The organism is Streptomyces sp. WMMC500, from assembly GCF_027497195.1.
Classification (GTDB): Bacteria; Actinomycetota; Actinomycetes; order Streptomycetales; family Streptomycetaceae; genus Streptomyces.
Window position 1 is genome coordinate 578,236 of the sequence record NZ_CP114905.1, and the last position, 11,677, is coordinate 589,912.

Annotated in this window: 8 protein-coding genes; 4 read left to right on the top strand and 4 right to left on the bottom strand. The window is 74.6% G+C overall.

All coding sequences use genetic code 11. The features are described from left to right. Nucleotides 1-8 precede the first annotated feature (8 nt). Nucleotides 9-428, bottom strand: coding sequence for an anti-sigma factor antagonist (locus O7599_RS02370; RefSeq protein WP_281620382.1), 420 nt, complete (start codon nucleotides 426-428; stop codon nucleotides 9-11). Nucleotides 429-898: 470 nt separating this feature from the next. Here O7599_RS02370 and O7599_RS02375 point away from each other — a divergent pair, with 470 nt between their 5' ends. The 3 genes from O7599_RS02375 to O7599_RS02385 all read left to right on the top strand — a co-directional run bounded on the left by O7599_RS02375 (nucleotide 899) and on the right by O7599_RS02385 (nucleotide 6,298). Further along, the gene (locus O7599_RS02375; protein ID WP_281620383.1) at nucleotides 899-2,851 is read left to right on the top strand and encodes a family 20 glycosylhydrolase; all 1,953 of its coding nucleotides are present in this window, start codon (nucleotides 899-901) and stop codon (nucleotides 2,849-2,851) included. 149 nt (nucleotides 2,852-3,000) lie between these two features. Further along, entirely contained in the window at nucleotides 3,001-4,128 is a 1,128-nt protein-coding gene (locus tag O7599_RS02380; RefSeq protein ID WP_281620384.1) for a hypothetical protein, read from the top strand. Nucleotides 4,129-4,282: 154 nt separating this feature from the next. After that, nucleotides 4,283-6,298, top strand: coding sequence for a TetM/TetW/TetO/TetS family tetracycline resistance ribosomal protection protein (locus O7599_RS02385; protein ID WP_281620385.1), 2,016 nt, complete (start codon nucleotides 4,283-4,285; stop codon nucleotides 6,296-6,298). A gap of 81 nt (nucleotides 6,299-6,379) precedes the next feature. Here the strand turns inward: O7599_RS02385 and O7599_RS02390 are convergent, their stop codons facing one another. The 3 genes from O7599_RS02390 to O7599_RS02400 are packed head-to-tail and all read right to left on the bottom strand — an operon-like array spanning nucleotide 6,380 to nucleotide 10,688. After that, on the bottom strand, nucleotides 6,380-8,635 hold the full coding sequence (locus O7599_RS02390) for an alpha-N-acetylglucosaminidase (protein WP_281620386.1): 2,256 nt from the start codon (nucleotides 8,633-8,635) through the stop codon (nucleotides 6,380-6,382). A 32-nt stretch (nucleotides 8,636-8,667) separates the two neighbouring features. After that, nucleotides 8,668-9,885, bottom strand: coding sequence for a Gfo/Idh/MocA family oxidoreductase (locus O7599_RS02395; RefSeq protein ID WP_281620387.1), 1,218 nt, complete (start codon nucleotides 9,883-9,885; stop codon nucleotides 8,668-8,670). Next, complete coding sequence (locus tag O7599_RS02400; protein WP_281620388.1) at nucleotides 9,882-10,688, bottom strand: DeoR/GlpR family DNA-binding transcription regulator; 807 nt, start codon at nucleotides 10,686-10,688, stop codon at nucleotides 9,882-9,884. Before O7599_RS02400 ends, O7599_RS02395 begins: the two co-directional genes overlap by 4 nt. A gap of 97 nt (nucleotides 10,689-10,785) precedes the next feature. Here O7599_RS02400 and O7599_RS02405 point away from each other — a divergent pair, with 97 nt between their 5' ends. Then, nucleotides 10,786-11,673 carry a sugar isomerase gene (locus O7599_RS02405; protein ID WP_281623255.1) on the top strand — a complete coding sequence of 296 codons (888 nt, stop codon included), beginning with the start codon at nucleotides 10,786-10,788 and terminating at the stop codon, nucleotides 11,671-11,673. Nucleotides 11,674-11,677: the final 4 nt, after the last annotated feature.

Here is an 11,677-nt window from a genome sequence, read left to right on the forward strand (position 1 = left end):
CATCCTAATCAAATTTGACTAGCGATCACTCCCGGATTTTCTTCGGGCAGGGCGTCGGCCATCGTCGCCACCGGCCCGAGCGCGTCGAGCAGGCCGCAGTACCGCATGACCCGGTGCGCGGTCACCCCCTCGGGGCAGACCAGCCGCAGCTCGCCGCCGCGCTCGCCGGTGCGCCTGCGGGCGCGTACCAGTAACCGCAGTCCCGAGCAGTCCAGGAACTCCGTACCGCACAGGTCGATGACCACGCGCGGCGCGGCCGCGCCGGTGATCACATCGAGGTACGGCTCGACATCGAGCTGCGCGGCGAGGTCGATCTCGCCGTGCAGCTCCAGCACCGTGAATCCGTGCAGCCGGTAGCTCCGCGCGAAGCGCGACTCCACCCGGTCGGCGTGGTCGTCGCCGCCGGTACGCCACGAAGCTCCGGTCACGTCGTCTGTGTACACCACGTGCTCCCCCCACGGGGCCCGTTCTGCCCAGCCGGGGGCAGGCAGCCGAGGTCATAGTCACCGGGGTCCTGGGTGGACCGCCAACCGTAGTGCGGCATGTCGGGAAAGGGGCAAGGTTGGCGCAAACGAGCCGGTCGAATTTCCCTCGACCGAGCGATTAAGCCACGAACAGCTTGACCGATTCTCACACGATATGGCAATGGGCTGTCACCGCATGGGCGCCGGTGCGTAAGTCCACGCCGCGCCGCGCTTCCGTCCATGGCCCCGGCCGCCGACGGGCTGATACCCCTGGTCAGTTGCCGTCGTCCGAGGGAGCCGCCATGCCGCAGGAGACCCCAGCGCCAGCACCGCACAGCGCGTCCGAAAGTACCCCGCCGCCCCCCGGCCCTCACGCCCGCGGCCGGGCCCGCCGCCCCCGCACCCGCGCCCTGTGGCTCGCCGCGGCGGCCGGGATGCTGCTCTCCCTCGCCCCCGGCGTGCCCGCGAGCCAGGCCGCAGAGCCCAACCCCGCGCCCGTCACGATCCCTTCGGTTCGCTCCTGGGAGGGCGGCGAGGGCACGTGGGAGCTGACCCGGCACAGCCGGATCGTGCTGGACCGCGGCGACGCCCGGAAGCTGGCGCCCACCGCGGCGCTGCTCGCCCGCGAGCTGGACCTGCAGGAGGGGCTGCGCCCGAAGATCACCACCGGCCGTCCCGGCCGCGGGGACATCGGCCTGTCCCTCGGCGGCGGCGCCCCCTCCCCCGAGGGCTACGAGCTGGAGCTCGCCGACTCCGCCCGGATCACCGCCCCCGACCGCCGCGGCGTGCTCTACGGCACCCGCACCCTGCTGCAGGCCCTGCGCACCGGCGACGAGCGGCACACCGTCGTCCGCGGCACCGCGCGCGACCACCCCACCCACGGCGAGCGCGGCGTGATGCTCGACGCGGGCCGCAGGTACTACTCCCTGGACTACCTCAGGCAGCAGATCCGCCAGCTCGCCTGGTACAAGCTCAACACCTTCCACCTGCACCTGACGGACTGGAACGGCTACCGCATCGAGAGCGACCGGTACCCCGAGATCGTCGCCGCACAGCACTACACCAAGCGCCAGTTGCGCGACCTGGAGGACTACGCGGCGCGCTACGGGGTGACGCTCGTACCGGAGATCGACCTGCCGGGACACGCCGTGACCATCGGCGACGCCCGCCCCGAGCTGGCGTTCGCCTGCGAGTCGATGTCCCGGCCGGACAACAGTTGGGAGGGCTCCGACCGCGGCCACTGGACGCTGGACTACACCAAGCCGGAGACGCGGCGGTTCGCCCGCGACCTGGTCGCCGAGGTCGCGGACATCTTCGACAGCCCCTACCTCCACATCGGCACCGACGAGGTCCCGCTGCGCCCGGCGCAGGAGGCGTGCCCCGAACTCGTCGCGTACCAGAAGAAGCAGGGCTACCCCTACCCCGGCGACGTGCTGGTGGAGTTCATCGACGACCTGGCCGCCGCCGTACGCGCCGAGGGCAAGACCGCGCAGGTCTGGCAGTGGTGGGACTTCCAGCAGCCCACGAGCATCGACCCGGACAAGCGCACCGGGGTGACCGAATGGCTCTCGCCGCCGGGAGGCCGGGCCGCCCAGGGCTACCCGACCGTCGGCATGGAGGAGAGCAAGCTGTACATGAGCGCCGGATTCGGCGCCACGCCGGGTGACTACGCCTTCTTCGACGTGCGCGACGTCTACCGCGACTACCCGTTCGAGGCCGCGCCCGGCATCCTCGGCTACCGGATGGCCCGCTGGTCCGACCGCACGTACGACTACTCGACGGGCTGGGTCGACTACTTCGCCCGCCGTCCCCTCGCCGTCGTCGGCGACCGCACCTGGGCGAAGCCGGCGGGCTCCCCCGTGCAGCCGTTCCTCGACGCCTACGACCGCGTCGGCGACGCACTGCCGCTCACGGTCCCCGACCCCGCCGACCCCGAGTCGCAGATCGGCGCCAACTCCGGCCTGTACGGGCAGGACGGCTGGACGGCGACGGCCACCAGCGAGGAGGGCACCGGCGAGCCGGGGCAGGCGGCCCGCGCCGTCGACAACGACCCGTACACCCACTGGCACAGCGCCTACGGCGCCGCTCTGCCGCAGCAGTTGTCCGTCGACACGGGCGCCGAGCGGCGCCTGGCCGGGGTGCGCTACATGCCGCGGCAGGACGGCGGCCTCAACGGCCGGGTGAAGGGGTACGAGGTGCTGGTCTCCGCCGACGGCGAGCAGTGGCGGAAGGTGGCCGCCGGCAGCTTCCCGCAGGACCGCACGGAGTTCACCGTGCCTTTCCCCGAGGTGAAGGCAAGGCACATCGCGCTCAAGGTGCTGAGTGAGCACGGCGCGTCCGGCTCGTTCGCCTCGGTGGCCGAACTGGACGCGATACGCGCCCGGTGAGCCCCGGGAGTAACGCGGAAATGAACACCCGGTGGCATCGCGGCATCCCTCGCGTGACGTACCGACATAACTGAAATACCTGGACAACCCTCACCCCCCGCGGGCGGTCTGACCCCGTGTCAGACCGCACCGCAGGAAGGAACTCAGGGATGAGGACTCGGGTACGCACCGCCCTCGCCGTGGCCGTGGCGCTCGTCGCCGGCGCCGCGCTCGCCGCCCCGGCGGCCGCGGCCGCGCCGGCGAAGGGCGCGCACGAACCCCGCTGGGAGATATCGCTCGCCGGCAGCCTGCCGGACGGGGCACATCTGAACTCGGTGACGTCCGCGGGCCGGGACGCCTGGGCCGTCGGCTCCGACAGCCACTACGAGGGCATGCCGGACGGCGTCGTGCTGCACTGGGACGGCGGGGAATGGCAGGAGGTGCGCGACCCCGCCCTGCCGCCGGTCTACTACTGGAACAGCGTGGACGCCTCCTCGCCGCAGGACGTGTGGGCCTACGGCTGGAACTACGACGCCGAGTTCGCCGTCCACTACGACGGCTACGAGTGGGAGCAGGTGCCGCTGCCGGAGCTGCCCGGGGGCGTCTCCCACGGGTCGGCCCGGATCGCCGCCGAGGACGGGCGGGTGTGGCTGGTGGGCGACCGGTATCTGAGCACGTACGCGCAGGGCGACTGGACCACGCAGGATCTGCCGAGCGGCGTCAACATCCTTGACGCCGACGCCCGCTCCTCCCGCACCGCCTGGGCGGTCGGCGGCTTCGCGTACGCCGGCCGGGAGAGCCGCCCCGTGGTGATGCGCTGGAAGAACGGCGGCTGGCGGGAGACAGAGGCCCCCGACGCGCCGGGCCTGCGGCTGACCGACGTCCACGTCGACTCCGCCCGCAGCGTGTGGGCCACCGGCCGGGTCCCCGCCGCCGACGGCGAGGGCCTCGCCGAGCCCCGGGTCTACCACTACGACGGCCACCGGTGGCGCGACGTCACCGGCCCGGTGGCGGGGATCTTCGCCGACGCCGTCACCGGCGACGGCCGCGGCGGCATCTGGCTGTCCGGCGACCCGCACGGCTGGGAGGGCCCGCCCGTCCTGTGGCACTACGACGGCCGTCGCTGGACCCGCCACGAGGGGGCCACGGTCACGGCAGGCGAGACGCAGTCGTACGAGGTCAACGGCCTGGCGCCGGGCGGCCGGCGCGGCGGGCCGTGGGCCGTGGGCAGCTACGAGCGGATCGAGGGCACCACGGCGTACCAGTCCGAGCTGATCGAGCGGCTGCAGGCCCGCTGAGCCGTTAATTCGGTTGCCGCGCCCGGTCGGCCGCTGCTCCACTGGCCGGGCACGGCAGCCACACGTCCCCGAAACGGAGAGGAAACCCGCATGCGCGCAGCGTTCATGTCCACCCAGCAGGCCATCGCCACCTACGCAAGGGACATGTCGCTCCGTGCACACGCTGAACCTGGGAATCCTGGCCCATGTCGACGCCGGTAAGACCAGCCTGACCGAGCGGCTGCTGCACGCCGCCGGGGTCGTCGAGGAGGTCGGGAGCGTCGACGACGGCAGCACCCGCACCGACTCGCTCGCGCTGGAGCGCCGGCGCGGCATCACCATCAAGTCCGCCGTCGTCTCCTTCGCGCTCGACGGCATCACCGTCAACCTCATCGACACGCCCGGCCACCCGGACTTCATCGCCGAGGTGGAACGGGTGCTGCACGTGCTCGACGGGGCGGTGCTCGTCGTGTCCGCCGTGGAGGGCGTGCAGGCGCAGACGCGCGTGCTCATGCGCACGCTGCGGCGCCTGGCGCTCCCTACCCTGGTCTTCGTCAACAAGACCGACCGGCGCGGCGCGCGCGACGACGCGCTCGTACGCGACATCGCCGCGAAGCTCACGCCCGGCGCCGTCGCCATGGGCGCCGTCCGCGAACTCGGCACCCGCGACGCCGCGTTCACCCCGTACGGCCCGGGCCACCCGGACCACGCGGCCTTCACCGCCCGGCTCGCCGACGTGCTCACCGGCCACGACGACGCGCTGCTCGCGGACTACGTCGCCGACGAGGCGGCGGTGACGTACCGCAGGCTGCGCAAGAGCCTCGCCGAGCAGACCGCCGGCGCGCTCGTGCACCCGGTGTACTTCGGCTCGGCCGCCACCGGCGCGGGCGTCGCGGAGCTGACCGCCGGCATCAAGGAGCTGCTGCCGGCGCCCGCCGGGGACGCGGAAGGACCGCCCGCCGGCACGGTCTTCAAGGTCGAGCGCGGGCCGGGCGGCGAGAAGGTCGCGTACGTGCGGATGCTCGCCGGCACACTGCGCACGCGCCAGGAGCTGGCGTACGGCGACGGCGACCGCGCCCCCGTGACGGAGAAGGTCACCGGCGTCGAGGTCTTCGAGCAGGGCGAGGCCGTGCCCGCGGCCGGGGTCGGCGCCGGCCGCATCGGCCTGGTGCGGGGCCTGGCCGGGGTGCGCATCGGCGACGCGGTCGGCGCAGCGGTGGGCCGGGCGGCCGACGCGCGGCGGCACCACTTCGCGCCGCCGACGCTGGAGACGGTGGTGGTGCCGGACCGGGCCGCCGACCGGGGCGCACTGCACGCGGCGCTCTTCCAGTTGGCCGAGCAGGACCCGCTGATCGCGCTGCGCCAGGACGACATCCGCCGGGAGCTGTACGTCTCGCTCTACGGCGAGGTGCAGAAGGAGGTCATCGGGGCCACGCTCGCGGAGGAGTACGGGCTGCCGGTCTCCTTCCGCGAGTCGTCGGTCATCCACGTCGAGCGGCTGGCGGGGGGCGGCTCGGCGTACGAGAAGGGCGACACGGACACCAACCCGTTCCTGGCCACCGTCGGGCTGCGGGTCGAGCCGGCGCCGCCCGGCACGGGCGTGGTCTTCGCACTGGCCGTGGAGCTGGGCTCGATGCCGTACGCGTTCTTCAAGGCCGTCGAGGACACCGTCCGCGCGACCCTGCGCCAGGGGCTCGCCGGCTGGGAGATCCCCGACGTGCGGGTGACGATGACGCACTCCGGTTACTGGCCCCGCCAGAGCCACGCCCACCAGGGCTTCAGCAAGGCCATGTCGAGCACCGGCGCCGACTTCCGGGGCATCACGCCGCTGGTGGTGGCGGACGCGCTGAAGCGGGCGGGCACGCGGGTGCACGAGCCGGTGCAGCGGTTCCGGCTGGAGGCGCCCGGGGACGCGGTGCCGGCGCTGTGGCCGGTGTTCGCGGCGCTGGACGCGGTGGTCGACGGGCAGGAGGTGCGCGGCGGCACCGCGGTGCTTGAGGGCGAGGTGCCGGCGGCGCGGGTGCACGCGCTGGAGCGGCGGCTGCCGGGGCTGACCCGGGGCGAGGGCGTGCTGGAGACCGCCTTCGGCCGCTACCGGGCGGTGCGCGGCCCGGCCCCGGCCCGGCCGCGGACCGACCACAACCCGCTGGACCGCAAGGAGTACCTGCTGCACGTCCAGCGGCGGGTGTGAGGGCGGTACGGGTACGGGGGTGGCACCCGTACCCGTACCGCGGCTGTGGGGCCCGCTCCGGCGCCCGCGACGTCCGTTCGCTCAGCGCACCAGCGCGGCGAGCGGGTCGCGGGCCAGGACGCGCACGGTCTCCTGGGCCAGCCCGCGGATGTCGCCGCGGGGCCTTACGGGGTAGCGGTCGCGGCGGCGCGCCCAGGCGTCCTCGTGGGCGAACCAGTCGACGGGGGCCGGCTCCGCGCCGGTCGCCAGCGCCGTGTCGAGCGTGGCGAAGAAGGTCTGCCAGCGGCCGTGGTAGAAGTCGCCCAGCAGGCCCTGCCATTCGCGGTTCGCGTAGTCGTGCAGCCCGGCCTCGCTGCCGGCGCGCGGACCCCAGGTGGTGATCAGCGAGCGCGCGTCGTACTCCAGCCGGTCGCTCTCGGCGCGGTCGCCGCCCCAGGCGCGGGCGTCGGCGAGGTGGCGGCCGAGCAGGTGCTGCGGGTCGGTGCCGACCACCCGGTCCAGCAGCCGGATCAGCTCCAGCCAGGAGGAGGCCAGCGCGCGCAGGCCGCCGCGGTCGCGGGCCGCGTACGCCTCCTTGATGCGCGCCAGCAGCGGGCGGCTGCGGTTGGCGATGGCCTGTCTGGTGACGTCCATCAGGTCGTAGCGGTACGCGGCGGAGCCGCGCAGCCCGGGGGCGACGGCCAGGAGTTCGGTGAGCGCGCGGTCGAAGGCGGCGATGTCGTAGCGGTCCTGCTGCGGGCTCCAGGCGGCGGCGCTGCGCACGTCGAGCCCGGGGCGGGCGCAGAAGAGGCTGTCGGCGCCCTCGCTCCAGGAGTCGGCGCGGGTGGTCCCGTACGCGGTCTCGCGCAGCACCTGCCAGGCGGCGGCCGCGTGCGGGTCCTCGGCGCCGTAGCGTGCGGTGGCGTGGTCGCGGAACCAGGCGTCGAGGTCGATCCGGCCCGGGGTCCAGGCGAGTTCGGTGAGCAGCGACATCGCGGCGGCGTTGTTGTCGGCGCCCTCGGGCATCATGGCGACGCCGGCGAGCGCGCTGTCCGGCTTGTCCCGCCAGGCGGGGTACAGCTCGGCCCAGTCGGGGGTGTTGGCGCCGAGGGCGGTGTGGCCGCCGAAGTTCCAGATCGCGCCGAAGGCGTAGGGGGTGCCGAGCCAGTCGGCCTCGCGGTCGGTGACGGTGGGGAAGCGGTCGGAGAGGCCGTCGACGATGAGCATGCGGTCGCGGTCGACGGCCTCGAGGATCTCCGGGCGCGGGTTGTGCTGCCAGCCGAGTATCGCCCAGAGGGCGTCGGGGTGGGCGCGCCTGAGCGCGGCCTCCACGGCGCGGGCGGCGGCGCCCACCGGTACGTCGCCGGGGTCGCCGCCCTCGTGCAGCAGGTCCATCTTGTACAGGCCGGCGGGGCCGAGCAGGTCGCGCTGGTGGCCGTAGAAGGCGGCGGCCACCTCGGCGAAGCGTGGGTCGCGGGGGTCGAGCCAGCCGGGGCGCTCGAAGCCGACCCAGCCGCCCTGCGGGACGACGTGGGCGCCGGGGTTCTTCTCCGCGAAGCCGTCGGGGACGGTGCCGAAGTAGCCGGGGAGCACGGGCGTCATGCCCAGTTCGCGGACGCGCGCGGTGATGCGGGCGCCGAGTTCGGCGCGCAGGCGCAGCAGGCGGGCGGAGACGGGGCCGCCGAAGTACGCCATGTTCTGCAGCAGCCACCAGGGCTGGTGCGCGGGGGCGGGGATCCACGCGCGCAGCTCTTCGTCGGAGTAGCCGAAGGCGCGGAAGGTCTCGTAGTAGACGGCGTCGGTGCCGATGCAGACCAGCACCTCGTTGACGCCGTGCAGCGCGAGGACGTCGAGGGCGCGCTCCCAGGCGGCGAAGTCGCGGTAGGCGCCGGTGTAGCCCTCGTTGGTGTCGTTGTACGCGAACCGGTGCGGCACGTGCGCCTCGCCGGCGAGCGGGCGGGCCGGTGCGGGCAGCCGTGCGGGCAGGTCGAGTTGGTCGCCGTTCCAGGAGATCTGCGCCCGGGCGGTGCGCTTGAGGTAGGCGCCGACGCCGGTGAGCAGGGCGCCGGTGCCGGTGGCGGCGACGGCGACCCGGCCCGGGGAGCCGGTGACGCGGTAGCGGTCGGGGCCGGCGCCGTCCAGGAGGGACAGCTCGAACTGCCGGTGGTGGCGGGGCAGCAGCCGGGCCAGCGCCCGGCGGGCGCCCGCGGTGCCGTCCCCGCCGCCGCCCCCGGGCCCGTGGGCGCCGCCTCCGCCGCCGTGCGCCGCCGCCGGCGCCGCGAGGCCGAGGGCCGGCAGCAGCGCGGCGCCGCCGGCGATCGACGTCCCTGCCAGGAAGTGCCTGCGGTTCACGGTCATCGGTCTCCTCCGGGGGAATCGGTGAGCGGGCCTCAGTGCTGGTGTGCGGGCCGGGGCTGGCCGGCCGCGAAGTACGCCGCGACCGCGGGGTCGGGCGGCGGCACGTCGTACGCCATGCCGCCGGAGCGCAGCGAACGGGTCGCGAGCACGCCCGCGGCGACGCTCATCCGGGCGGCCAGCGGCGAGGTCTCGGTGGCGTCGCCGAGGCGGACGAAGCGGCAGAACTCGGCGATGGTGCGGTCGTCCGCGCCGCCGTCCGCGCCCTCGGCGGCGGGCACGCGGTGGATGGCGTCGGCGCCGGGACGGTAGCCGGAGGGGCCGGTGTGCCAGACGCGGACCTCGTCGCCGGGGCGGTCGCCGAAGTTCTCCAGCCGGCCCGCGGTGCCGATGACGGTGTTGCTGCGCCAGTGGTCGGGGCTGAAGTGGCACTGCTGGTAGGCGGCGATGACGCCGTTGTCGAGGCGCATGTTCATCACGGAGACGTCCTCGACGTCCACGACGGGGTTGAGGTCGCGGCGCGCGGCGGGCGGCCAGGCGTCGGCCTCGGGCCGGACGGCGGGGCGCGGGGTGCCGGGCGGCCGGCGGGGCAGGTCGCCGTAGAGCATGAGGGCGCCGAGGGCGTGCACGCGGCTGGTGTAGCCGCCGGCGAGCCAGTGCACGACGTCGATGTCGTGGGCGGCCTTCTGGACCAGCAGGCCGGTGGTGCGGCGCCGTTCGGCGTGCCAGTCCTTGAAGTAGTAGTCCCCTCCGTACCCGACGAAGTGCCGGACCCACACGGTGAGCGGCGCGCCGATGTCGCCGCGCGCGACGATGTCGCGCATCAGCCGGACGACGCCCGTGTGCCGCATGTTGTCCCCGACGTACAGCGGCGTGCCCGTCTCGTACGCGGTGCGCAGGATGGCGTCGCACTGCTCGACGGTGATGCCGAGCGGCTTCTCCACGAAGACCGGCTTGCCGGCTTCGAGCGCGGCGCGGGCGACGGCCTCGTGGGTGTCGTCGGGAGTGGCGACGACGATCGCGTCCACGCCTCCGGCGTCCGCGGCGTCGAGCAGCCGGCGGTGGTCGGCGTACGCGACGGCGCCGGGGAAGCGCCCGGCGACGCCCGCCCGCACGGCCGGGTCGGTGTCGGCGACCGCGGCCACGACGGAGCCCACGCCGGGCCGGTGCGCGGCGTCCGCGAGGTCGCCGCGCAGCCCGAGGCCGACGACCCCGAGACGCAGGTCGGTCACGATGCTGCCGCGCCCGCTCATGCCCGCACCACGGACATCCCCTGCTCCTCGAACTCCCGGGCCCGGTCCCCCGCCCGGTCGTCCGTGACGAGCACGTCGATGTCCGCCGGCGGGCAGATCCGGGCGAAGGTGCGCACCCCGAGCTTGGTGGAGTCGGCGACCACGACGAGCCGGGCGGCCTGCGCGGCGAGCAGCGCGTTGATGCTCGCCTCGTGCTCGTCGCGGGCGCTCGCGCCGTGCTCGGCGTCGACGGCGTCGGCGCCGACGAAGGCGATGTCGAGCCGGATCTCGCGCAGGATGTGGCCCGCGAGCGGGCCGACCAGCTCGTACGAGGACGGCATGGCGACGCCGCCGGAGACGACGACCTTCACGCTGCGCCGCACGGCCAGCTCCGCGGCGATGTTGAGCGCGTTGGTGACGACGGTGACCACGGGCTGGCCGTCGCCGCGCTCGGCGGCGCCCGCGGGGACATCGCCCCAGTCGGCGCGGGCGGCCAGTGCGCGGGCCACCGCGGCGGTGGTGGTGCCGCCGTTGAGGCCGACGACCATGCCGCGCTCGACCATCGCCGCCGCGGCCCGGCCGATGCGTTCCTTCTCGGCGGCGTCCCGCCCGGCGCGGTGGCGCAGCGGCAGGTCGTACGCCACGTCGTTCGGCACGGCGCCGCCGCGGGTGCGGACCAGCAACTGCTGCTCGGCCAACTGGTCCAGATCGCGCCTGATGGTCGCCGCGGAGACGGCCACCTCGGCGGCCACGGCCTCCACGTCGAGCCGGCCGCGCTCGGCCAGCATCCGCAGCAGCGTCCCGTGCCGTTCGTGCTGGTTCAACCCCAATCCTCCCACCAGCGATGCTTGAAGATGCTCGGAATTCTGCCCTAGCATGCACGATTGAACAATGCTTCTCACACAGGGCGGGGCGATGACGATGACCTACGTAGCCGCTGAGCTGGCCGATCAGCCCGCGTGCTGGCGCCGGGCGACCGAGCTGGCGGGGGTGCACGGGGCGCGGCTGCCGCAGCCCGGTGAACGGGTGGCCGCCGTCGGCTGCGGCACCTCCTTCTTCATGGCGCAGGCATACGCCGCGCTGCGCGAGGAGGCGGGGCACGGCGAGACGGACGCCTTTCCCGCCTCCGGCTTCCCGGCGGGCCGGCGCTACGACCGGGTGCTGGTGCTGACCCGCTCCGGCACCACCACCGAGGTGCTGCGGCTGCTGTCCGAGCTGGGCGGCTCGGTGCGTACCACGGCGGTCGTCGCCGACGCCGCCACGCCGGCGGGCGAGGCGGCGGACGACACCGTGGCGCTGGACTTCGCCGACGAGCGCTCCGTGGTGCAGACGCGCTTCGCGACCACCGCGCTGACCCTGCTCCGCGCCCACCTCGGGGTGCAGCCGGCGACCGCGGTGGAGGACGCGGAGCTGGCGCTCGTCGAGCCGCTGCCGCAAGCCCTGCTCGCCGCCCGGCAGTTCACCTTCCTCGGCGCCGGCTGGACCGTCGGCCTGGCGAACGAGGCGGCGCTGAAGATGCGCGAGGCGGCGCTGGCGTGGACGGAGTCGTACCCGGCGATGGAGTACCGGCACGGGCCGATCAGCATCACCACCACGGGCACCGCCACCTGGATGATCGGCGACGCGCCCGCCGGGCTGGAGGACGAGGTGCACGCCACCGGCGCCCTGTGGGTCACCGGCGGGCTGGACCCGCTGGCCGAGCTGGTCCGGGCGCAGCGCCTGGCGGTGGCGCTGGCCGACGCCCGCGGCCTGGACCCGGACGAGCCGCGCCACCTGACCCGCTCGGTGATCCTCAGCCCGGCGGGCTGAGGAT